This is a genomic window from Streptomyces sp. NPDC003300, from assembly GCF_040610915.1.
Taxonomy (GTDB): domain Bacteria; phylum Actinomycetota; class Actinomycetes; order Streptomycetales; family Streptomycetaceae; genus Actinacidiphila.
The window spans coordinates 199,910-223,021 of sequence record NZ_JBEXNE010000002.1 but is presented as its reverse complement, the minus strand read 5'-3'; the positions used below and the strand labels follow the sequence as shown (position 1 = coordinate 223,021).

The 23,112-nt window shown below is 71.9% G+C and carries 19 protein-coding genes; 14 read left to right on the top strand and 5 right to left on the bottom strand.

Going from position 1 to position 23,112, the window contains the following annotated elements; genetic code table 11:
- Positions 1-29: 29 nt before the first annotated feature.
- Positions 30-851 (bottom strand): zinc-binding alcohol dehydrogenase family protein, encoded by an 822-nt coding sequence (locus ABZX65_RS03495; RefSeq protein ID WP_355334027.1) that lies wholly within the window; start codon positions 849-851, stop codon positions 30-32.
- A gap of 48 nt (positions 852-899) precedes the next feature.
- On the opposite strand from ABZX65_RS03495, the gene ABZX65_RS03490 reads away from it, so the two are divergent.
- Positions 900-1,271 carry a MarR family transcriptional regulator gene (locus ABZX65_RS03490; RefSeq protein WP_355334025.1) on the top strand — a complete coding sequence of 124 codons (372 nt, stop codon included), beginning with the start codon at positions 900-902 and terminating at the stop codon, positions 1,269-1,271.
- A 61-nt stretch (positions 1,272-1,332) separates the two neighbouring features.
- Here the strand turns inward: ABZX65_RS03490 and ABZX65_RS03485 are convergent, their stop codons facing one another.
- Together ABZX65_RS03485 and ABZX65_RS03480 are read right to left on the bottom strand one after the other, a co-directional pair.
- Positions 1,333-1,965: a TIGR03085 family metal-binding protein gene (locus ABZX65_RS03485; RefSeq protein ID WP_355334023.1), complete on the bottom strand. Its 633-nt coding sequence runs from the start codon at positions 1,963-1,965 to the stop codon at positions 1,333-1,335.
- Between the two features lie 65 nt (positions 1,966-2,030).
- Complete coding sequence (locus ABZX65_RS03480; RefSeq protein WP_355334020.1) at positions 2,031-2,975, bottom strand: hypothetical protein; 945 nt, start codon at positions 2,973-2,975, stop codon at positions 2,031-2,033.
- A 126-nt stretch (positions 2,976-3,101) separates the two neighbouring features.
- On the opposite strand from ABZX65_RS03480, the gene hisI reads away from it, so the two are divergent.
- Both hisI and ABZX65_RS03470 read left to right on the top strand, forming a co-directional pair.
- Complete coding sequence (gene hisI / locus ABZX65_RS03475) at positions 3,102-3,506, top strand: phosphoribosyl-AMP cyclohydrolase (RefSeq protein ID WP_355334019.1); 405 nt, start codon at positions 3,102-3,104, stop codon at positions 3,504-3,506.
- 9 nt (positions 3,507-3,515) lie between these two features.
- Positions 3,516-5,039, top strand: a complete 1,524-nt coding sequence (locus ABZX65_RS03470) for an anthranilate synthase component I (protein WP_355334017.1) — start codon at positions 3,516-3,518, stop codon at positions 5,037-5,039.
- 112 nt (positions 5,040-5,151) lie between these two features.
- Here ABZX65_RS03470 and ABZX65_RS03465 read toward each other — a convergent pair whose 3' ends face one another.
- The gene (locus ABZX65_RS03465; protein ID WP_355334695.1) at positions 5,152-6,378 is read right to left on the bottom strand and encodes a peptidase S8; all 1,227 of its coding nucleotides are present in this window, start codon (positions 6,376-6,378) and stop codon (positions 5,152-5,154) included.
- A 386-nt stretch (positions 6,379-6,764) separates the two neighbouring features.
- Between ABZX65_RS03465 and ABZX65_RS03460 the strand changes: the two genes are divergently transcribed.
- The 11 genes from ABZX65_RS03460 (at position 6,765) to ABZX65_RS03410 (ending at position 21,902) form a co-directional block, all read left to right on the top strand.
- Positions 6,765-7,520: a TIGR02234 family membrane protein gene (locus ABZX65_RS03460; protein WP_355334014.1), complete on the top strand. Its 756-nt coding sequence runs from the start codon at positions 6,765-6,767 to the stop codon at positions 7,518-7,520.
- Positions 7,521-7,648: 128 nt separating this feature from the next.
- On the top strand, positions 7,649-7,948 hold the full coding sequence (locus tag ABZX65_RS03455) for an HGxxPAAW family protein (protein ID WP_355334011.1): 300 nt from the start codon (positions 7,649-7,651) through the stop codon (positions 7,946-7,948).
- 87 nt (positions 7,949-8,035) lie between these two features.
- Positions 8,036-8,509 (top strand): DUF2752 domain-containing protein, encoded by a 474-nt coding sequence (locus ABZX65_RS03450; protein ID WP_355334009.1) that lies wholly within the window; start codon positions 8,036-8,038, stop codon positions 8,507-8,509.
- A 160-nt stretch (positions 8,510-8,669) separates the two neighbouring features.
- Positions 8,670-9,476 carry an indole-3-glycerol phosphate synthase TrpC gene (gene trpC, locus ABZX65_RS03445; RefSeq protein WP_355334006.1) on the top strand — a complete coding sequence of 269 codons (807 nt, stop codon included), beginning with the start codon at positions 8,670-8,672 and terminating at the stop codon, positions 9,474-9,476.
- 921 nt (positions 9,477-10,397) lie between these two features.
- On the top strand, positions 10,398-11,669 hold the full coding sequence (gene trpB, locus ABZX65_RS03440) for a tryptophan synthase subunit beta (protein ID WP_355334003.1): 1,272 nt from the start codon (positions 10,398-10,400) through the stop codon (positions 11,667-11,669).
- The gene (trpA, locus tag ABZX65_RS03435; protein WP_355334000.1) at positions 11,666-12,487 is read left to right on the top strand and encodes a tryptophan synthase subunit alpha; all 822 of its coding nucleotides are present in this window, start codon (positions 11,666-11,668) and stop codon (positions 12,485-12,487) included. The genes trpB and trpA overlap by 4 nt, the downstream gene beginning before the upstream one ends.
- A gap of 128 nt (positions 12,488-12,615) precedes the next feature.
- On the top strand, positions 12,616-13,425 hold the full coding sequence (locus tag ABZX65_RS03430) for a thioredoxin domain-containing protein (protein WP_355333997.1): 810 nt from the start codon (positions 12,616-12,618) through the stop codon (positions 13,423-13,425).
- Positions 13,426-13,580: 155 nt separating this feature from the next.
- Positions 13,581-14,552 carry a prolipoprotein diacylglyceryl transferase gene (gene lgt / locus ABZX65_RS03425; RefSeq protein ID WP_355333994.1) on the top strand — a complete coding sequence of 324 codons (972 nt, stop codon included), beginning with the start codon at positions 13,581-13,583 and terminating at the stop codon, positions 14,550-14,552.
- A gap of 176 nt (positions 14,553-14,728) precedes the next feature.
- Positions 14,729-15,460: a VIT1/CCC1 transporter family protein gene (locus ABZX65_RS03420; protein ID WP_355333991.1), complete on the top strand. Its 732-nt coding sequence runs from the start codon at positions 14,729-14,731 to the stop codon at positions 15,458-15,460.
- 420 nt (positions 15,461-15,880) lie between these two features.
- On the top strand, positions 15,881-20,446 hold the full coding sequence (gene gltB, locus ABZX65_RS03415; protein WP_355333988.1) for a glutamate synthase large subunit: 4,566 nt from the start codon (positions 15,881-15,883) through the stop codon (positions 20,444-20,446).
- The gene (locus ABZX65_RS03410) at positions 20,439-21,902 is read left to right on the top strand and encodes a glutamate synthase subunit beta (RefSeq protein ID WP_355333986.1); all 1,464 of its coding nucleotides are present in this window, start codon (positions 20,439-20,441) and stop codon (positions 21,900-21,902) included. The genes gltB and ABZX65_RS03410 overlap by 8 nt, the downstream gene beginning before the upstream one ends.
- A gap of 187 nt (positions 21,903-22,089) precedes the next feature.
- Here the strand turns inward: ABZX65_RS03410 and ABZX65_RS03405 are convergent, their stop codons facing one another.
- Entirely contained in the window at positions 22,090-23,019 is a 930-nt protein-coding gene (locus tag ABZX65_RS03405; RefSeq protein WP_355333984.1) for a hypothetical protein, read from the bottom strand.
- Positions 23,020-23,112 lie beyond the last annotated feature (93 nt).

Genomic DNA, 23,112 nt, shown 5'->3' with positions numbered 1-23,112 from the left:
ACGAACGGCGGTGCGCCGGAGAAGCCGGGTCACGCGGTCGGCGTGAGGACGAGCCGGCGGCCCGGCCCGACGGGAGCCGTCCAGGCGCGCTCGACCTCGCAGAGGGATACGGCGTCGGCCGCGACGGAGAAGACCCCGGCCGTGAGCCGAGCGACCAGCGAAGGAAGTTCGGCGACGATGCCCGCGGCGGTGACGGAGCCCAGGCCACTGCCCAAGACGCGGAGGTTGGCGGCGCGCAGGACGAAGGACGGCAGGGTGATGTCGGGTCCGGCCGTGGAGCCGATCTGGATCCAGTCGAGGGCGGCGGCACGGTCGGTGCGGCGGGTGAGCAGCACGGGGAGGGCCCGCTCGGTCGGCGCGCCCCAGGTGTAGTCGATCACGACGTCCACGTCCGCCGCGGCCTCGCCGAGCCGGTCGGCGGCCTCCGCGGGGTCGCCCGCGAGGGAGACCACGTCGGTGGCGCCGAGGCCGCCGAGCAGGGCGAGCCGGTCGGCGTACCGCCCGGCGGCCACGACTCGCTCGGCGCCGAGGTGCCGGGCGATCTGGACGGCCATCTGCCCGGCGTTCCCCGTCGCGCCGAGCACCAGCACGCTCTGGCCCGCCCGGAAGGAGATCCGGCGGCGCAGCGCGACCCACGAGGACAGGGCGGGGTTCATCGCCGCCGCGACGACCACCGGGTCGGCGTCCGCGGGCAGCGGTACGGCGCGCCGCGGGTCGACCAGCGCCCGCTCGGCCATGGTGCCGGGCCCGTCGTCGTCGACCACGAAGTACACCGCGCTGCCGTCGGCCAGCCGCCCGACGCCGCCCCCGCCGCACCGTCCGCACGAGCGCACGACGAACCGTCCGCGCACGCGGCTGACCTGGGAATCGTCGACGCTCTGGCGCAGCTCTCGTTCCTCGTGCAGAACGCGCTGGGGAAGGTCGCGGCCGAGCTGGGCCTGTCGGTCATCCAGCTGCGCCTGCTGGGCGTGCTCAGGGACCGGGAGCCGGGCATGCGGGAACTCGCCCGCCATCTGGAGCTGGACAAATCCAGCATCACCGGCCTGGTCGACCGGGCCGAGCGCCGCGGTCTGGTCCGCCGCACCCCCGCACCGCACGACGGCCGCGCCGTACAGGTGTCACTGACCGACGAAGGGCGGGCGGCGGCCCGGGCGCTGGAGGCCGACGCCGACCGGCGGATCCGCGCGCTCGCGGTCGGCCTCACCGACGAGCAGCGCGCCGCCCTGTCCGTGCTGGCGAGCGCTGTGGTGTCCGGCAACAGCGCGCTGTGAGAAGCACGGGGCCGAGGGGCTGTCGCCCGCCGGGGCGGCGGACGCGCTGCCGCCTACCGCGTCACAGTCCGAGCTTCGCCGCGTACAGCCGTGCCACCGCGTCCTTGTCGCCGTCCACCTCGACCTCGGCGGCGTCCTGGCGGCCGAAGACGAAGATCGTCAGCTCGGACGGCTCACCGGTCACGGTCACCACGGGAGAGCCCTTGCGGGCGACGGCGGTCTGGCCGTTCGGACGGCGCAGCACCAGGCCGACCGGGGAGCGGCGGCCCGCGAGCCGGGCGGCACGCTCCAGCCGGGCCCACAGCGTGTCGGCGAAGACGGGGTCGATGGCACGCGGCGTCCAGTCGGGCGTGGCACGCCTGACGTCCTCGGCGTGGACGTAGAACTCGACGGTGTTGGAAGCCTCGTCCACCTGCTTGATGGTGAAGGGCGACATCCGCGGCGGGCCGGTCCTGATGAGCTGGATCAGCTCTTCGTACGGCTTTCGCGCGTACTCCTTGCGGACCCGTTCCGCACGGTCCTTGAGCTGCGGGATGACAAGCCCCGCCGCCGCGTCACCGCGCCGTTCGCGTACCACGACGTGCGCGGCCAGGTCGCGGGTGGACCAGCCCTCGCACAGCGTCGGGCCGTCGGGTCCTGACTGCTCCAGCAGATCGGCGAGGAGCAGACGTTCGCGCTGGGCATGTGTCGACATGACCCCAGATTAACGGCCCCTTGGCCGATACGTCCGCTCCCCGCCCCTGCCGCCCCCGTGAGGCGTCAGCCCAGCGGAGCGTAGAGCTTCTTGCTGTTGGTGCCGTTGTTGAGCGTGAGCGAGCAGGTCACCGTCTTGCGGCCCTGGAGCTCGTAGGTGGTCAGCTTCGGGAAGAGCGCGTACGGGTAGTACAGCCGCCCGTCCGCGGGAAGGTGCTTCTTGGCGTCGGCCGTGCACAGCTCCAGCGCCTTCGACTGGATCTCCGAGTCGGTGCTGAAGGTGCCGGACAGCGTCTCGTTGGCGACGACCTGGCCGTCGTGCGCGGAGCTGCACGACTTGGTGGTCACCGTGTCGACGGTCGGCGTGAGGGTCGGCGCGTCGAAGCACTTGCCCGGCGAGAGCACCACGTACGGCACGACCTTCTCGGTCGGGGTGATGCTCGGGAAGTCGGTGAACGGGTCGTCGGTCGGGGTGTCGAACGTCGGGGTGTCCGACGGCAGCGTGAAGCTGGGCGTCGGCTCCGTGAAGGACGGCATGGACGGCAGTCCTGACGGCAGACCGCTGATCGACGGCGTCGGCTTCGCGTCGTTCTTGCTGTCGCTGCCGCCGGAGACGGCGACCGCGGTGCCGATACCGCCGATCACCACGACCGCGGCTATCGCGATCAGCACATTGCGCTTGGTGTTGTTCGGCGGCGGCGGGGGCGGCGGGTAGCCGCCGGGGCCCTGCGGGTAGCCGTAGCCACCGGGCGGGGCGGGCGGTCCGGGCGGGCCCGGCTGGCCGTAGCCGCCCTGCTGACCGTAGCCCTGCTGGCCGTAAGGACCCGGCGCGGCCTGCGTCGGCTCCTGCGGATAACCGTAGTTCTGACCGCCGCCTTGTTGCGGATAGCCATAGCCGCCGTCAGCGGGCGGCGGGGGAGGAGGGGGGCCGAAGCCCTGCGGTGGCCCGAAACCGCCTCCTTGATCCGGAGGCGGCGGCGGTCCTTCTTGCGGCGGTGGTGGAAAACCCATGCAGGCAGGATGCCCCATACGGGTGACATGAGCGAGCGACAACCGGATGGTGGTCAACTCACTTGCCCTCTTTGCCGGTTATTGACCCTTTTCGAGTTCTTGATATTCGGCGGCAGAATGGTCACCATGCCCGCCACCGCACTCGACCCAGCAGTCGCCGCCCGCCTCAAGCGCACGGCCGACGGACTCGTACCCGCCATCGCCCAGCAATACGACACCGGTGAAGTGCTGATGCTGGGGTGGATGGACGACGAGGCCCTGCACCGCACCCTCACCACCGGCCGCTGCACCTACTGGAGCCGCAGCCGCCAGGAGTACTGGGTCAAGGGCGACACCTCGGGCCACGTCCAGCACGTCAAGTCCGTCGCGCTGGACTGCGACGGCGACACCCTGCTGGTGAAGGTCGACCAGGTCGGCGCCGCCTGCCACACCGGCGACCGCACGTGCTTCGACGCCGACGTGCTGCCGCTCGGCCAGCCGGTCCGCCCTTCGCCGTACCGGCCGCTGCCGGCGCCCGGCCGTGACCACTAATCTCGGCTCATGGACCTTGAGACCTTCCGCAAGCTGGCGGTCGACCGCCGGGTGATTCCCGTGACGCGCAGGCTGCTCGCCGACGGCGACACTCCGGTCGGGCTGTACCGCAAGCTCGCGGGGGAGCGGACGGGAACGTTCTTGCTGGAGTCGGCGGACGGAGGCACCTCCCAGGCCGAAGGCTCCGGGGGAGACCGTACGTGGTCGCGCTACTCCTTCGTCGGCGTCCGGTCGGCCGCCACGCTCACCGCGCGCGACGGCCAGGCGCACTGGCTCGGCACGCCGCCGGTCGGCGTCCCGGTCGACGGCGACCCGCTGGAGGCGCTGCGCGTCACCGTCGACGCCCTGCACACCCCGCGCGACCTGGCGGCGGGGATGCCGCCCTTCACCGGCGGCATGGTCGGCTACCTCGGCTACGACATCGTGCGCCGCCTGGAGCGGATCGGCGAGCGGACCCGCGACGACCTGCGGCTGCCGGAACTGACCATGCTGCTCACCTCCGACCTCGCCGTCCTCGACCACTGGGACGGCACGGTCCTGCTGATCGCCAACGCGATCAACCACAACGACCGCGACACCGGAGTGGACGAGGCCCACGCGGACGCCGTCGCCCGCCTCGACGCCATGCAGGCCGACCTGGCCAAGCCGGTCGAATACGTCCCCGTCGAGCTGCCGCCGTCGGAACTGCCCGAATACACCGCCCTGTGGGGCGGCGCCGCCTATCAGCGCGCGGTCGACGACATCAAGGAACGTATCCGCGCGGGTGAGGCCTTCCAGGTCGTCCCCTCGCAGCGCTTCGAGACCCCCTGCACGGCCAGCGCGCTCGACGTCTACCGGGTCCTGCGGGCCACCAACCCCAGCCCGTACATGTACCTCTTCCGCTTCCCCGGCGGCGAGGGCGGCGACTTCGACGTCGTCGGCTCCAGCCCCGAGGCCCTGGTCAAGGTCGAGGACGGCCGCGCCATGGTCCACCCGATCGCGGGCACCCGCCCGCGCGGCGCCACCCCGCGCCAGGACACCGCGCTCGCCGAGGAACTGCTGGCCGACCCCAAGGAACGCGCCGAGCACCTGATGCTGGTCGACCTCGGCCGCAACGACCTGGGCCGCGTCTGCGAACCCGGCAGCGTCGAGGTCGTCGACTTCATGTCCGTCGAGCGCTACTCCCACGTCATGCACATCGTCTCGACCGTCACCGGCCAGGTCGCCGAGGGCCGTACCGCCTTCGACGTGCTCACCGCCTGCTTCCCCGCGGGCACCCTCTCCGGCGCCCCCAAGCCGCGCGCCATGCAGATCATCGAGGAGCTGGAGCCGTCCCGGCGCGGTCTGTACGGCGGCTGCGTCGGCTACCTCGACTTCGCCGGTGACTCCGACACCGCCATCGCCATCCGTACGGCGCTGCTCCGCGACGGCACCGCCTACGTCCAGGCCGGGGCCGGTGTCGTCGCCGACAGCGATCCGGTGGCCGAGGACACCGAGTGCCGCAACAAGGCCGCCGCCGTCCTGCGCGCGGTGGCCACCGCCAACCGCCTGTGACGGTCGCCTTCCGGAGGCGGTCAGCCGGTCTTCGACAGGCGTGAGCGACGAGCCACGACGTGCGTGCGCGTCGTGGCTCGTCGCGCGGTTCCTCGCGCCCTTGTGGGTGCCGTCAGCCCGCGAAGGCCGCCGTGCCGTTCGGCGTCCCGAGGCCCGTCGGGCCGTCGAAGCCGCTCACGCCGGTGCACAGGTACGAGCCGCCGCACGAGCCGTTCGAGCCGCCGGCCACGTCGTTGAGCGCGTCGGCGTGCGCGTAGGGGAACGAGGCGGGGTAGGACCCGGCCGAGGGCGCCCCGGCGAGGGCGTAGACGGCCGCGATCAGCGGCGACGAGGCGCTGGTGCCGCCGAAGACCTCCCAGCCGGTGTCCGAGCCGTACGTGTCGTGGACGGCGACGCCCGTCGCGGGGTCGGCGACCGCCGAGACGTCGGCGATGGTGCGCTTGCCGCAGTCGGCGTCCGTCTGCCAGGACGGCTTGGCGTCGTAGGAGGAGCAGCCGGAGCCGGTGCCCGTCCAGACGGACTCGGTCCAGCCGCGGCTGGAGGAGTCGCTGGTGAGCGAGGTGCCGCCGACGGCGGTGACGTACTGGGAGGCGGCCGGGTACTCGGCGCCGTAGCCGCTGTCACCGGCGCTGACGGTGATGGCGACACCGGGGTGGTCGAAGTACGAGCTGTCGTACGACGGGTCCGAGGAGGACTCGCCGCCGCCGTAGCTGTTGGAGACGTACTTCGCGCCCAGCGACACCGCGGTGTTGACGGACTCGCCCAGGTTGGTCATCGAGGAGTCGTCGGCCTCGACCAGGAGGATGTGGCAGTCGGGGCAGGCGGCGCTGACCATGTCGAGGTCGAGCGATATCTCCTCGGCCCAGCCCGCGTCGGCGCTCGGCAGCGAGGAGGCGCTGCCGGACTGGCCGACCTTCGAGAAGCAGCCGTTGTCGGTGGTGCAGGCGGGCAGGCCGTACGTGGAGCGGTAAGTGGCCAGATCCGCTTCGGCGTTGGGGTCGTCGTACGCGTCGACGATCGCCACGGTCGCGCCGGACCCGCCGGAGGAGGGCAGGGCGTACGCGCTCTGGAGATCGGCCGGGCCGAAACCGGAGGGGGCCGCGGCCGGGTTCACCGAACCGGTGGACTTCTTGAGCGTGTTGACGCCCTGGGTGACCTTGAGCGCCTTGCACGCCATCACGTCCGGATGGGTGCTGACGGCGCAGGAGCGCGCGGTGCTGACGCCGTGCGCGGCGGGGGAGGCACCGGCGTACGGCGCCAGGGCCAGCCCTGACAGGGCCAGTCCGGCGGCGGCGGTGACCGCGAGCGCGGTGCGGCGGGCGGTGGGTGTGAGGGTGATCGAACGCAACTATTGCCTCCTGTGGGGGGTGAACCGGGGGCTTGTGGGATGCGTGACAGGTGGTGCCATTGGTGCGAGTTGACATCAGTGGGACGGCCGAGAACGTATGGTGACGAGCGCACGCCAACAAGGAGGGGGCTGGAAGCTATACCTCCGCTTTACTTGTGGCATAAGGGAGTTGGGCAAGGCATTGCCTGGTGCTGACCTCCCGGCAGGTGTGAAATCGAGTCGTCCCGGTGTGGTGTGCGACGGCCGTTCCGTACCGCTTCGGTACCATTCGGGACCGATCGCCACGGCGTGTTTTCAGCCGCGCGCCGCGACCCCCGGTCCGGCCGCCCGGTGCCCCCGCCGGACGGCCCGCCGCACCGACAGGCGATAGTGGTGGGGTGAGTGCCGTCCCTCAGCCCCGCGCTGACCAAGCCGTCGAGACCGAAGCCGCGACCGACCGCGAGACCGGGGTCGAACCCGGCCGGGCGACCGAAGCCGGGCCCGAACGCGGGACCGGCCCCGGTGCCGCGCCCTCGGCCGCGCGGCGCACCGCCACGCGCGTCCTCGCCGTCGCGCTCGCGTGCGGCGTGATCGGCGCCAGCGTCGTGCTGCTCGCGGCGGGCAAGACCTGGGCGCGCGGCACCGTCGCCTTCGGCCAGGGCACCCTCCCGGTGCACGCCACCGGCAGCCAGGCCACCGCGCTGCCCGGCGCGCTGGCCCTGGTCGGCCTGGCCGCGCTCGTCGCCGTCTTCGCCGTGCGCCGGATCGGCCGCTACGTCGTCTCCGGGCTGCTCGCGCTCTCCGGCCTCGGCGTGGTCGTCGTCGTGCTCGCCCGCCGCGCGGCCACCGGCGCCCTCAACGAACGGGCCGCCGCCGCGTCCGGCCTCACCCGCGCCACCGCGGGCCACACGAGCACCACCGGCTGGCCGCTGGTCGCCGTCGCGGGCGGCGTATTGCTGCTCCTCGCGGGCCTGCTCGCACTGCGCTACGGCCACGCCTGGCCCGCGATGTCCAGCCGCTACGACCGGCCGGGCAGCCGCCCCTCGCTGCGCGGCAGGGCCGCCGCCGCGCCCGCGCCGATCGACCCCGACCGGGCCGAGGACCTGTGGAAGGCGCTGGACCGGGGCGAGGACCCCACGCAGGCCCCCGGCTGACCGGTCCCGCGCGTGCCGCGACCGCCCGTTCCACCCCCGTGCACGGCAACCCCGGAACACGCGCAACAATGGAAGACGAAGTCGGCGGCGAAAGGACGCCGCCGACCGAGAGGATTCAGGGAGCACTCATGGCGGTCCATCACGACCACGGCCACACCCCCGCCGCGTGGACCGGCTCGATCATCTCGTTCATCGGCTTCTGTGCCGGAGGCGTGTTCATGGTCGCCGCCCAGCCGGTCCCCTTCTGGGCGAGCATGGGCGTCATACTGCTCGGCCCCGTCGTCGGCGGTGCGATGAAGCTCATGGGCCTGGGCAGCAAGGAGTCACCCGAGGTACGGGTCGCCCGCGCCCACGCCGCGCAGGAGGTCCGCACCCCGGAGGGGACGACGCACACGGAGTCGCCCGCTGAGGCGCCCGCCAGCGCCTGACCCCACCGGTCCCGCCCGCCGGGCGCAGCCGCCGACCTCCGGGTCCGCGCGCTGCGCCTTCGTGCGTCCGGGGGCAGAATCGGCGATGTGATTCACGACACAGCAGGTCGGGCCGCAGGCCGGGCCCCCGCGGCGGCGCGCGGGACGACTCCCGGAGCGGCCCTCGGCGCCCTCTCGCGCGCCGCCGTACCGCTCGCCCTCCTCGGCGCGGTGGCGGGCGCCTTCGCGTACGTCGGCGCCGTCGACCCCAACACGCCCGGCCACTACCCGGCCTGCCCGCTGCTGCACTACACCGGGATCTACTGCCCCGGCTGCGGCGGCCTGCGCAGCGCCCACGCCGTCGCCCACGGCCACCTCGGCACGGCGCTGGGCTGCAACGCCCTCGCGGTGGCCGGATACGTCGTCTTCGCCGTCGTGTGGGCCGTCTGGTTCACCCGCAGGCTGCGCGGCAGACCGTTCGAACCCGTGCTGCGCCCGGCGTACGGGAAGGCGCTCCTCGCCCTGGCGCTGGTCTTCACCGTTGTCCGGAACCTGCCGTTCGGCGCGGCGCTGATCCCGTGACCCGCCCGCCTTCCGGGGCATGCTTGTCCAGGTGGTGGGACCGCGAATCCCCGGATGCGGGCGCTGCGCCCGGCGCCCGATACCATCGGAGTGTCGGTGGTTCCCACCATTGGCTTGATCATTTCGCTGTACGAACCCGGTCCGGAAGGGGAGCTCTCGCGTGAGTGTGCTCGACGAGATCATCGACGGAGTCCGCGCTGACCTCGCCGAGCGGCAGGCCCGCGTCACCCTCGACGAACTCAAGGAGCGGGCCACCAAGGCGCGCGACGCCAAGGACGGGGTGGCCGCCCTGCGCGGCGACAGCGTCAAGGTGATCTGCGAGGTCAAGCGGTCCAGCCCCTCCAAGGGCGCGCTGGCCGCCATCGCCGACCCCGCGGGGCTCGCCGCCGACTACGAGGCGGGCGGCGCCGCCGTCATCAGCGTCCTCACCGAGGAGCGGAAGTTCGGCGGCTCCCTCGCCGACCTCGAAGCGGTCCGCGCCAAGGTCGACATCCCGGTCCTGCGCAAGGACTTCATCGTCACCGCGTACCAGCTCTGGGAGGCCCGCGCCTACGGTGCCGACCTCGCCCTGCTGATCGTCTCCGCGCTCGACCAGGACGCCCTCGTCTCGCTCGTCGAGCGCGCCCAGTCGATCGGCCTCACCCCGATCGTCGAGGTGCACGACGAGGAGGAGGTCGAGCGGGCGGTGGACGCCGGGGCGAAGATCATCGGGGTCAACGCGCGTAATCTCAAGACCCTTGAGGTCGACCGCGGGAACTTCGCCCGCGTCGCGCCCGAGATTCCCGACCACATCGTGAAGATCGCCGAGTCCGGGGTGCGTGGTCCCCACGACCTGATCGCCTACGCCAATGACGGCGCCGACGCCGTGCTCGTGGGCGAGTCGCTCGTCACCGGCAAGGATCCGCGTGCCGCGGTCGCCGATCTTGTGGCTGCCGGCGCCCATCCCGCCCTCCGCTTCGGCCGCTAACCCCCCTCCGGGGGAGGGCCTCACACCCCTTACGGTGCCCCGTCAGGGCGCGTGAGCCGCACCTCGCGGGGCGGTTCCCCGTCAAGGACGTGCCCCGTCAGGGGCGCGGGGAACTGCGCGGCCAGCCACGATGCTCCCGCAGGTCACCACCCGCCCCGGCGGGGCAGTTCGGTGGTGTCCGGGCCACCGGCCGGTGGTGGGTTGCTCGCGCAGTTCCTCGCGCCCCTGACAGGGCGACCGTCTTTCGTCCGGGCGGTGAGCCGGTCTTTTGAGGGGCGCGGGGAACTGCGCGGCCAGCCACGATGCTCCCGCAGGTCACCACCGGCCCCGGTGGGGCAGTTCGGTGGTGTCCGGACCACCGGCCGCTGGGGGTTGCTCGCGCAGTTCCTCGCGCCCCTGACGGGGCGGCCGTCTTTCGTTCGGGCGGTGAGCCGGTCTTTTGAGGGGCGCGGGGAACTGCGCGGCCCGCCGCGATGCTCTCGCTGGTCACCACCGGCCCCGGCGGGGCAGTTCGGTTGTCGCCGGACCACCGGCCGGTGGGGGCTGGGCGCGCAGTTCCCCGCGCCCCGAAAAGCGAGGCCCTGCGCGGTACCGGGGTCCTCAAGGCGAGGCGCTGTGTTGGCTGAACGCGCGCGGGGGCCGGGCATGGAGTGGGGGGACCTGCCCGGAGGGCTAGACTCGGGCGCATGTCCCTCGCCGCGCGTCTCGCCCCCGGTTGCCGCCCCCGCGGCTGCCGCGCGCCGGCGCGCAAGGTGCTGGGGCGCCGGGTGCGGTATGTGATCGGGTGCGAGCCCGGCCAGGTGAACGGCAGGCGATGGCGCCGCGGCTGAGCCGCGAGCAGAGCCACGTACGCACGACACGGACACGCGTACGCGTCCCCCCTTTCACCCGCGCCTGACGGCGCACAGCCAGGGATACCCCATGTCAGAAACGCACGACTTCTTCCATCCGGATCCGGACGGATCCGTCCCCACCCCCGCGGGCTACTTCGGCGCGTTCGGCGGCAAGTTCATCCCGGAGGCGCTGGTCGCCGCCGTGGACGAGGTGGCCGTCGAGTACGAGAAGGCGAAGACCGACCCCGCCTTCGCGGCCGAGCTGAACGACCTGATGGCCAACTACGCGGGCCGCCCGAGCGCCCTCACGGAGGTCCCCCGGTTCGCCGAGCAGGCGGGCGGGGCACGGGTCTTCCTCAAGCGGGAGGACCTGAACCACACCGGCTCGCACAAGATCAACAACGTGCTGGGTCAGACGCTGCTGACCAAGCGGATGGGCAAGACCCGCGTGATCGCGGAGACCGGCGCGGGCCAGCACGGCGTCGCCACCGCGACCGCCTGCGCCCTGTTCGGCCTCGACTGCACGATCTACATGGGCGAGATCGACACCCAGCGCCAGGCGCTCAACGTCGCGCGGATGCGGATGCTCGGCGCCGAGGTGGTCTCGGTGACCTCCGGCAGCCGGACGCTGAAGGACGCCATCAACGAGGCGTTCCGCGACTGGGTCGCCAACGTGGACCGCACGCACTACCTGTTCGGCACGGTCGCGGGACCGCACCCCTTCCCCGCGCTGGTCCGCGACTTCCACCGGGTGATCGGCGTCGAGGCGCGCCGCCAGCTCCTGGAGCGCACCGGCCGGCTGCCCGACGCCGCCGTCGCCTGCGTCGGCGGCGGCTCCAACGCCATGGGCCTCTTCCACGCCTTCCTGCCCGACACCGGGGTCCGGCTGGTCGGCTGCGAGCCCGCGGGCCACGGCGTGGCCACCGGGGAGCACGCGGCCACCCTCACCGAGGGCGAGCCGGGCATCCTGCACGGCTCGCGCTCCTACGTCCTCCAGGACGACGAGGGCCAGATCACCGAGCCGTACTCGATCTCGGCGGGTCTGGACTACCCCGGCGTCGGCCCCGAGCACTCGTACCTCAAGGACATCGGCCGCGCCGAATACCGCGCGGTCACCGACGACGAGGCGATGCAGGCCCTGCGGCTGCTGTCCCGTACCGAGGGCATCATCCCCGCCATCGAGAGCGCGCACGCCCTGGCCGGGGCCCTGGAGATCGGCCGCGAGCTGGGCCCCGAGGGCCTGGTGCTGGTGAACCTCTCCGGCCGCGGCGACAAGGACATGGACACGGCGGCCCGCTACTTCGGGCTGTACGACGCGACCGCCGAGGTCGACGAGGACAACGAGGTGGCGGTCAAGTGAGCGGGAACGTAGAGCTGTTGGACCGGGCGCTGGCCGACGCCAAGGCCGAGGGGCGGGCCGCGCTCGTGGCGTATCTGCCCGCCGGTTTCCCGACCGTGGACGGCGGGATCGAGGCCGTGAAGGCCGCCTTCGAAGGCGGCGCGGACATCGTCGAGGTCGGGCTGCCGCACAGCGACCCGGTGCTGGACGGGCCGGTCATCCAGACCGCCGACGACATCGCGCTCAACAAGAACCACGTGCGGATCGCCGACGTGCTGCGCACCGTACGCGAGGCGCACCAGGCCACCGGCAAGCCGGTGCTGGTCATGACGTACTGGAACCCGGTGGACCGCTACGGCGCCGAGCGGTTCGCGACCGAGCTGGCCGAGGCGGGCGGCGCGGGCTGCATCCTGCCCGACCTGCCGGTCGAGGAGTCCGAGGGATGGCGGAAGGCGGCCGAGCAGCAGGGCCTAGCCACCGTCTTCGTCGTCGCCCCTTCCAGCCGTGACGAGCGGCTGGCGAAGATCACCGCGGCGGGCAGCGGCTTCGTCTACGCGGCCTCCCTGATGGGTGTCACCGGCACGCGGGAGAGCGTCGGCGAGCAGGCGTCCGACCTCGTGCGCCGCACCCGCGCCACCACGGACCTGCCGGTCTGCGTGGGCCTGGGCGTGTCGAACGCGGTGCAGGCCGCCGAGGTCGCGGCCTTCGCCGACGGTGTGATCGTCGGCTCGGCCTTCGTCAAGCGCATCCTCGACGCGGACGGCGACCTGCCCGCGGCCCTCACGGCCGTACGGGAACTGGCGGCGGAACTGGCCGCGGGCGTCCGCAAGCGCGGCTGACGGCACCGGCCGCGACCGTACGAAAGGAACCGGCCGCGCCCCGTACGACCGGCCCCGGCGTAACACGATGGGGCGAATCGCGGTGCGGGAAGGCGCTGAAGTGCCCTCCCGCACCGTTGGTCAGGGATGTGAGCCAGAAGAACCGAGACGGAAAGCGCAGCGCCCGCGAGGCCCTGTACGAACAGCGTGAAAAAGAGAAGGCCAGCGCCCGACGCAGGCGCACCATGGTGGTCGCGGGCGCGGTGGTCGCCGTGCTGGCCATCGCCGCCGTGATCGGGGTGGTGGTCGCCGACCACAAGGACAGCGGCGGCGGCTCCACTCCGGCCGCCGCGCCCAAGGGCGCCATCGGCAAGGACAATCTCGTCATCCCCGTCGGCGCCGCCGACGCGCCCTCGGTGCTGACGATCTACGAGGACTTCCGCTGCCCGGCGTGCGACGCCTTCGAGAAGGCGTTCACCCCGACCATCCACAGCCTTGAGGACAGCGGGCAGATCCGCACCGAATACCACCTGGTGACGCTCATCGACGGCAATCTCGGCGGCTCCGGCTCGCTGAACGCCGCCAATGCCGCCGCCTGCGCCCAGGACGCGGGCAAATTCCGCGCCTACCACGATGTGCTGTACGACAATCAGCCGGAGGAGCAGAGCGACACCTTCTCCGACAAGAACCACCTGCTCGACCTGGCGGGCAAGGTCAGCGGTCTGAAGACGCCGACCTTCACCGCGTGCGTCAACGGCGGCACCCACAACAGCTGGGTGAAGGCGTCGAACAGCGCCTTCGGGAAGTCCGGCTTCAACTCGACGCCGACGATCCTGCTCAACGGCAAGAGCGTCTACGGGAGCGGCAGCAATCTCACGCCCGACTCGCTGAAGCAGATGGTCACCGACGCGAACAAGGGCAAAAAGGCGGGTGCGGTGACCACCGCTCCGGCCTCCTGACAGGCCCGCTGAGGGGCCTGCCGAGGCTTGATTCCGGGCCTTTCGGCGTCCGCGGGGAATCCCCCGGAGGGGCCGGAGGAGTCCCGGCCGTTATCCATACGTAGCCGGGCGGGTTGCCGCACTTCCCGCCCGGCAAGGTAGCGTCGGTCATTGCCATGGAACTCGCATTCATTCCCAGCCCGTCGCACGGAGTCGTCCACCTCGGACCCATTCCGCTGCGCGGCTACGCGTTCTGCATCATCATCGGTGTCTTCGTAGCCGTATGGCTCGGCGGCAAGCGCTGGATCGCCCGCGGCGGCCGGGCGGGCACGGTCGCGGACATCGCCGTGTGGGCGGTGCCCTTCGGTCTGGTCGGCGGCCGGCTGTACCACGTGATCACCGATTACGAGCTGTACTTCACCAGTGGCAAGGACTGGGTCGACGCCTTCAAGATCTGGCAGGGCGGCCTGGGGATCTGGGGCGCCATCGCCTTCGGCGCGCTCGGCGCCTGGATCGCCTGCCGCCGCCGGGGGATCGCGCTGCCGGTCTACGCCGACGCCATCGCGCCGGGCATCGCCTTCGCCCAGGCGATCGGCCGCTGGGGCAACTGGTTCAACCAGGAGCTGTACGGCGGCCCGACCACGCTGCCCTGGGGCCTGAAGATCGACCCCGCGCACCGGCCGGAGAGCACGCCGGACATCGCCACGTACCACCCGACGTTCCTGTACGAGTCCCTGTGGTGCGTCGGCGTCGCCCTGCTGGTCATCTGGGCCGACCGCCGCTTCAAGCTCGGCCACGGGCGGGCCTTCGCCCTCTACGTCGCCGCGTACACGGTGGGCCGCGCCTGGATCGAGCACATGCGCGTGGACTACGCCCACCAGATCCTCGGCATGCGGCTCAACGACTGGACCGCGATCGTCGTCTTCATCGGCGCCGTCGTCTACCTCGTCGTCGTCGGCCGCAAGCGGCCCGGCCGCGAGGAGAACATCGAGCCTCTCGCCTCCGGCGAAGGCCCCGACGACGCCTTGCCGCCGTCGTCCGACCCGGAAGCGGAAGCGGACGCGGACGACGCGGTCGACTCCTCCTCCGTCGAGGACGAGGCTTCCGTCGGTTCCGTCGACCCGAAGCGAGCCTCCGAGGCGCTCTGATCTCGCGCCCCTGAAGAGCCCGTCACGCGCAGTGGCGGCGCTCCTTCTCCAGGAGGAGAAAGGGCAGGTCAGGGCAGGCTTTCCTTGCTGGCGGCGCGTCGCATTCGAGCGTACGGTCGAATGGATTCGTGGTCGTGCGGCCTCGCGGGAGGCTGCCTGGGGAGGGGTGGGGACGGATGTCAACGGCTGTCGAGGAGACGACGGCGGCGCCGTATCACGTACCGCACCACTCGCACCGTGACGTGAGCGGTGGCTGGCTGCGCCCGGCGGTGTTCGGGGCGATGGACGGCCTGGTGTCGAATCTGGCGCTGATGACGGGAGTGGCGGGCGGCGACGTCTCGTCGCGCACCATCGTGGTGACCGGGCTCGCGGGCCTGGCGGCGGGCGCCTTCTCGATGGCGGCGGGGGAGTACACGTCGGTGGCCTCCCAGCGGGAGCTGGTCGAGGCCGAGCTGGAGATCGAGCGGATCGAGCTGCGCCGCCACCCGGAGGCGGAGCTGCGGGAGCTGGCCGAGCTGTACGTCTCGCGGGGTGTGGAGCCGAAGCTCGCCCGCGAGGTGGCCAGGCAGCTCTCCGTCGACCCGGAGCGGGCGCTGGAGATACACGCCCGCGAGGAACTGGGCGTGGACCCGACCGACCTGCCGTCGCCGCTGGTCGCGGCGGCCTCCTCCTTCGTCGCCTTCGCGCTGGGCGCCCTGCTGCCCGTACTGCCGTATCTGCTCGGCGGCGACTCGCTGTGGCCCGCGGCCGTCCTCGCGCTGGCCGGACTCTTCGGCTGTGGTGCGGCCGTGGCCCGGGTGACCGCGCGTTCCTGGTGGTACAGCGGGGTTCGGCAGCTGCTGTTGGGCGCGGCGGCCGGCGGGGTTACCTTCGTATTGGGCGCGCTTATCGGCACAGCGGTCGGCTGACCACTCCGAACGGTCTGAACGGCCGACCGGTGCGGTCGGCCCACTGGTCCGATCGGGTGATCGGCGATGTGCCGTGCGCCCGCTCCACCGGACTCGGGAAACCCACAGGAAACCAGCGGCCACAAGCCTCATGTTTCCCCGTCGTTTCAGTAGCCGTCGCACGGGGCATTACCCGGTGGCGCACCGGCAGAAAGCGGCCCGGTGGCGCGCTGGACCCGGCCGGAAAACCTCCGACACGGCGCTGGCCTGATCTGTTCGCTCCACCCCTCATCATGTCCACATGCTGGAACTGAGTATCCGCTTCTCGAACACTCGTCCATCATGTAACCTGCACGAAATCGCAGAGGGCCAACGTCGTCCCTGTTGCGCATGCCTGGGAACAGGCAATGCATACAAGCCAAAGACGACGACGGGAGAGCCATGCGTTCGCGTTCCGCGTTCATGGACGGGCGCCCCGCCCCGCAGGGGATGTACGACCCCCGCAACGAGCACGACGCCTGTGGCGTCGGTTTCGTGGCCACCCTCACCGGCGAGGCGAGCCATGGGCTCGTGGAGCAGGCGCTGACCGTTCTGCGCAATCTGGAGCATCGTGGTGCCACCGGCGCCGAGCCCGACTCGGGTGACGGCGCGGGCATCCTCCTCCAGATCCCGGACGCCTTCCTGCGCGAGGCCGCCGGCTTCGCGCTGCCCGACCAGGGCCACTACGCGGTCGGCCTCGCCTTCCTCCCGGTCGAGACCGAGGACCGCGCCAAGGCCGTCGACGCCATCGAGCGGATCGCCGCGGAAGAGGGCCTGACCGTACTCGGCTGGCGCGAGGTCCCGGTCGCCCCCGAGCTGCTGGGCACCACCTCCCGCTCGACCATGCCGTACTTCTCGCAGCTCTTCGTCGCCGACAGCGCCGGTGCCGCCTCCGGCATCGACCTCGACCGGCCCGCCTTCGTCCTGCGCAAGCGCGCCGAGCGCGAGGCCGACGTGTACTTCCCGTCGCTGTCCGCACGCACGATCGTGTACAAGGGCATGCTGACCACGGGGCAGCTCGAACCGTTCTTCCCCGACCTGTCCGACCCCCGGTTCGCCACCGCCATCGCGCTGGTCCACTCGCGCTTCTCCACCAACACCTTCCCGAGCTGGCCGCTCGCCCACCCGTACCGCTTCGTCGCGCACAACGGTGAGATCAACACCGTCAAGGGCAACAGGAACTGGATGCGGGCCCGCGAGTCGCAGCTCGCCAGCGACCTCTTCGGCCCGGCGGGCGGCGGCCAGGGCGGCGACCTGGAGCGGATCTTCCCGATCTGTACGCCCGGCGCCTCCGACACCGCGTCCTTCGACGAGGTGCTGGAACTGCTGCACCTCGGCGGCCGGTCGCTGCCGCACAGCGTGCTGATGATGATCCCCGAGGCGTGGGAGAACCACGAGTCGATGGACCCGGCGCGGCACGCCTTCTACCAGTACCACTCCACGCTGATGGAGCCCTGGGACGGCCCGGCCTGCGTCACCTTCACCGACGGCTCCGTCGTCGGCGCGGTCCTGGACCGCAACGGACTGCGCCCCGGCCGCTACTGGGTCACCGACGACGGCCTGGTCGTGCTCGCCTCCGAGTCCGGCGTCCTGGACATCGCCCCGGAGAAGGTGACCCGCAAGGGCCGCCTCCAGCCCGGCCGGATGTTCCTGGTCGACACCGTCCAGCACCGGATCGTCGAGGACGACGAGATCAAGGCGGGCATCGCCGCGGAGAACCCGTACGCCGACTGGCTGGAAGCCGGGCTGATCAACCTCTCCGACCTGCCCGAGCGCGAGCACATCGTGCACACCCACGCCTCGGTCACCCGCCGCCAGCAGACCTTCGGCTACACCGAGGAAGAGCTGCGGATCATCCTCGCGCCGATGGCCAGGACCGGCGGCGAACCGCTCGGCTCGATGGGCACCGACTCGCCGATCGCGGCGCTCTCCGAGCGCCCCCGGCTGCTCTTCGACTACTTCACCCAGCTCTTCGCGCAGGTCACCAACCCGCCGCTGGACGCCATCCGCGAGGAACTGGTCACCTCGCTGATCTCCACCATCGGCCCGTCGGGCAACCTGCTGGAGCCCAGCCCGGCCTCCTGTCGCAACATCACCCTGCCGTTCCCGGTGATCGACAACGACGAGCTGGCCAAGCTCATCCACGTCAACGCCGACGGCGACCTGCCCGGGCTCAAGGGCGCCACCCTGTCCGGCCTCTACCGGGTCACCGGCGGCGGCCAGGCACTGGCCGCCCGGCTCGCCGAGATCTGCGCCGAGGCCGACGCCGCCATAGAGGACGGCGCCCGCCTGATCGTGCTCTCCGACCGGCACTCCGACGCCGAGCACGCGCCGATCCCGTCGCTGCTGCTCACCTCCGCCGTGCACCACCACCTGATCCGCACCAAGCAGCGCACCCAGGTCGGCCTCCTCGTCGAGGCGGGCGACGTGCGCGAGGTGCACCACGTGGCGCTGCTCATCGGCTACGGCGCCGCGGCCGTCAACCCCTACCTGGCCATGGAGTCCGTCGAGGACCTGGTCAGGGCGGGCACCTTCCTGCCCGGCGTCGAGGTCGAGACCGCGCTGAAGAACCTGATCAAGGCGCTCGGCAAGGGCGTGCTGAAGGTCATGTCCAAGATGGGCATCTCCACCGTCGCCTCCTACCGCGGCGCGCAGGTCTTCGAGGCGGTCGGCCTGGAGTCCGACTTCGTCGACAGCTACTTCCACGGCACCGACACCAAGATCGGCGGCGCGGGCATCGACGTCGTCGCGCAGGAGGTCGCCGCCCGGCACGCCAAGGCGTACCCGCTGTCCGGCATCGCCGCCGCGCACCGCAGGCTCGACATCGGCGGCGAGTACCAGTGGCGCCGCGAGGGCGAACCGCACCTGTTCGACCCCGACACCGTCTTCCGGCTCCAGCACGCCACCCGCACCCGGCGCTACGACATCTTCAAGCAGTACACGCAGCGGGTGAACGAGCAGTCCGAGCGGCTGATGACGCTGCGCGGCCTGTTCGGGCTGAAGAACGACCGCGGCCCGGTCCCGATCGACGAGGTCGAGCCGGTCTCCGAGATCGTCAAGCGCTTCTCCACCGGCGCCATGTCGTACGGCTCGATCTCGCGCGAGGCGCACGAGACGCTGGCCATCGCCATGAACCAGCTCGGCGGCAAGTCCAACACCGGTGAGGGCGGCGAGGACGCCGACCGGCTGTACGACCCGGCCCGGCGCAGCGCCATCAAGCAGGTCGCCTCCGGCCGCTTCGGCGTGACGTCGGAGTACCTGGTCAACGCCGACGACATCCAGATCAAGATGGCCCAGGGCGCCAAGCCCGGCGAGGGCGGTCAGCTCCCCGGCCACAAGGTCTACCCGTGGATCGCCGGCACCCGGCACTCCACCGCGGGCGTCGGCCTGATCTCGCCGCCGCCGCACCACGACATCTACTCCATCGAGGACCTCGCCCAGCTCATCCACGACCTGAAGAACGCCAACCCCAAGGCGCGCGTTCACGTCAAGCTGGTCTCCGAGGTCGGCGTCGGCACCGTCGCGGCCGGTGTGTCCAAGGCCCACGCGGACGTCGTCCTGATCTCGGGACACGACGGCGGTACGGGCGCCTCGCCGCTCACCTCGCTCAAGCACGCGGGCGGCCCCTGGGAGCTGGGCCTGGCCGAGACCCAGCAGACGCTGCTGCTCAACGGCTTGCGGGACCGTATCGTCGTGCAGACCGACGGCCAGCTCAAGACCGGCCGGGACGTCGTCATCGCCGCGCTCCTCGGGGCCGAGGAGTTCGGCTTCGCGACCGCGCCGCTGGTGGTCTCCGGCTGCGTCATGATGCGCGTCTGCCACCTCGACACCTGTCCGGTCGGCGTCGCCACCCAGAACCCGGTGCTGCGCGACCGCTTCACCGGCAAGCCCGAATTCGTCGTGAACTTCTTCGAGTTCATCGCGGAGGAGGTCCGCGAGATCCTCGCCGAGCTGGGCTTCCGCTCCATCGAGGAAGCCGTCGGCCACGCCGAGCTGATCGACGCCGACCACGCCGTGGAGCACTGGAAGGCGCAGGGCCTCGACCTCGCCCCGCTGCTGTACGTGCCGGAGCTGCCCGAGGGCGCGGTGCTGCACCGTACCGTCGAGCAGGACCACGGCCTGGACCGCGCCCTGGACAACGAGCTGATCCGGCTCGCCGCCGAGGCGCTGGAGTCCGGCGCCCCGGTCCGCGCGCAGGTGCCGATCCGCAACGTCAACCGCACGGTCGGCACCATGCTCGGCCACGAGGTGACCAAGAAGTACGGCGGCGCGGGCCTGCCCGACGACACCATCGACGTCACCTTCACCGGCTCCGCCGGCCAGTCCTTCGGCGCGTTCCTGCCCCGGGGCGTCACCCTGCGGCTCGAAGGCGACGCCAACGACTACGTCGGCAAGGGCCTGTCCGGCGGCCGGGTCATCGTCCGCCCCGACCGCGGCGCCGACCACCTCGCCGAGTACTCCACCATCGCGGGCAACACCATCGCGTACGGCGCGACCAGCGGCGAGCTGTTCCTGCGCGGCCGTACCGGCGAGCGGTTCTGCGTCCGCAACTCCGGCGCGACCGTCGTCTCCGAAGGCGTCGGCGACCACGGCTGCGAGTACATGACCGGCGGCCGGGCCGTCGTCCTCGGCGCCACCGGGCGCAACTTCGCGGCCGGTATGTCCGGCGGCATCGCCTACGTCCTCGACCTCGACCCCGGCGCCGTCAACTTCGGGATGGTCGGCGTCGAGTCGCTGGACGCGGGCGACATCACGTGGCTGCACGATGTCGTGCGCCGCCACTTCGAGGAGACCGGCTCCACCGTCGCCGAGCGGCTGCTCGCCGACTGGGGCGGCGCCCTCACCCGCTTCGGCAAGGTCATGCCGAGGGACTACAAGGCAGTGCTCGCCGCCAAGAACGCCGCCGAGCAGGCCGGACTCTCCGAGTCCGAGACCACCGCGAAGATGATGGAGGCGGCAAATGGCTGACCCCAAGGGCTTCCTCACCACCCCGCGTGAGACCGCTCCGACCCGCCCGGTCGAGGAGCGCCGGCAGGACTGGAAAGAGGTCTACGTCCCCGGCGGCCTGCTGCCGATCATCAGCAAGCAGGCCGGACGCTGCATGGACTGCGGCATCCCGTTCTGTCACAACGGCTGTCCGCTGGGGAATCTGATCCCCGAGTGGAACGACTACGCCTACCGCGAGGACTGGACAGAGGCCAGCGAGCGGCTGCACGCCACCAACAACTTCCCGGAGTTCACCGGGCGGCTGTGCCCCGCGCCGTGCGAGTCGGCCTGCGTGCTGGGCATCAACCAGCCCGCCGTCACCATCAAGAACGTCGAAGTCACCATCATCGACAAGGCGTGGGACAACGGCGACGTCACCCCGCAGCCGCCGGACCGGCTGTCCGGCAAGACCGTCGCCGTGATCGGCTCGGGCCCCGCGGGCCTGGCCGCCGCCCAGCAGCTCACCCGCGCCGGGCACACCGTCGCGGTCTACGAGCGCGCCGACCGGATCGGCGGACTGCTGCGCTACGGCATCCCCGAGTTCAAGATGGAGAAGCGGCACATCAACCGGCGCATCGAGCAGATGCGCGCCGAGGGCACCAAATTCCGCACCGGAGTGCAGATCGGCGTCGACCTCGACGCGGCCAAGCTCGCCAAGCGGTACGACGCGGTGGTCATCGCGGCCGGCGCGACCGTCTCCCGCGACCTGCCCGCACCCGGCCGTGAGCTGGGCGGCATCCACTTCGCGATGGAGTACCTCCCGCTGGCCAACAAGGTGCAGGAGGGCGACTTCGTCTCCCCGCCGATCACCGCGCAGGGCAAGCACGTCGTCGTCATCGGCGGCGGCGACACCGGCGCGGACTGCGTCGGCACCGCCCACCGGCAGGGCGCGGCCTCGGTCACCCAGCTCGAGATCATGCCGCGGCCGTCCGACGACCGGCCCGCGGGCCAGCCGTGGCCGACGATGCCCGCCGTCTACAAGGTGACCTCGGCGCACGAGGAGGGCGGCGAGCGGGTCTACGCCGTCAACACCATGAAGTTCGAGGGCGACGAGAACGGCAACGTCAAGGCGCTGCACCTGGTCGAGGTGGCCTTCCAGGACGGGAAGTTCGTCCCGCAGGAGGGCACCGAGCGGGTCATCCCCGCCGAGCTGGTCACCCTCGCGATGGGCTTCACCGGCACCGACCAGTCCAACGGCCTGGTCGACCAGCTCGGTCTCGCGCTGGACGCCCGCGGCAACATCGCGCGCGACGCCTCGTACGCGACCAACGTCGACGGTGTCTTCGTCGCCGGTGACGCCGGGCGCGGCCAGTCGCTCATCGTCTGGGCCATCGCCGAGGGCCGCTCCGCCGCGAAGGCCGTCGACTCCTACCTCACCGGCCTGGCCTCGGCCCTGCACGCCCCCATCCGCCCGACCGACCGGCCCCTCATGGTCTGACGTCGCGTCCGGACGGTCCCGACTGTCCCACCCCGCTCCGCACAATGGCGTGCGGAGCGCGCAACACCGCAGCGCCCGCCACTCCCCGACCAAGGAGGCGGGCGTTGTGCTTTTCCCCTCGCGGCGGGGCGGTGCCGCGTTCTTTGGGGCACGAACCCGCCGTGCGAACAGCGCGCCCCCGGCAGGGTCACGTGTCGACGTCCAGCTCCGTCTTGCACAGGGCGCACCGGGCGCGCAGACGCCCCCGGCAGGGGACGCGGATGCGCTGGAAGCAGGTGGGGCACGGGAAGGAGACCCGTACCGTGCCCGAGGGCGCGGCCTCGAACGTGTAGTCCGGGCCGGAGGCCAGCGCGCGGCGGTCCTTGGCGTACCGGCGGCGGGCCGCCCAGCCCGAAGCGGCCAGAGGAGCGCGGCGCACGTCCTGCTGGGCGCGGGCCAGCCCCGCACGGTAGGCGTCGCGGGCCTGGGCGCTGCGGAACCACGGCTCGATGTCGTCGCCGAAGGCCGCCGCGCGCTTGGCCAGCACGTAGCCGAACTCCTCCGGCGTGAGATAGCCGAGCTTGTACGCCGACATCATCAGCCGCTCGCCGCGGATCGCGGCCTCCTCGCGGTACGCGTCCAGCAGCAGCCAGCCCGCGCCCAGATACGCCGTGGCGGTGTCGGTCAGAATCTCGTTGTCCCGGGTGCCGGGGAACTCCAGACCGAGCCGGTGCAGGTAGACGTGCATGACCTCGTGGGCGAGCGCCGCCCCGACATCGCGCCGGTCGGTCCTGAACCGCGAGTGCAGCTCGATGAAGTACTCGGGCCCCGCGGCCAGCTCCACATTGCCCGCGTGCACCATGTCGCGGAAGCTCACGACCATCCGCGCGTCCGGCAGCCGGAAGTGCTGCACCATGACGCGCGCCACCCGCTGCGCGCCCAGATACAGGTCCTCGTCCGCGGGGAAGTCCACCAGTTCGGGATGGACGCTGGTGGCGAACCTGGCCACCCCGTCGCCCGACAGCCGCCGGTAGAGCGCGGTGAGCGCGGACCGCACCGTGTCGATGTGCGGGAAACCGTGCACGATGGCCCCGCCACCGGCCGTCGACGACGCGCTGGGTCCAGCCTGCTCGGCCATGAACACCTCCCCGTACCCACCGAGCCTACGCGTCGGCCCGCGCCGTTGTCGCCGCCATCGGCGGCCTCGGCGTCCCGCGACGGCGGCCTCGCG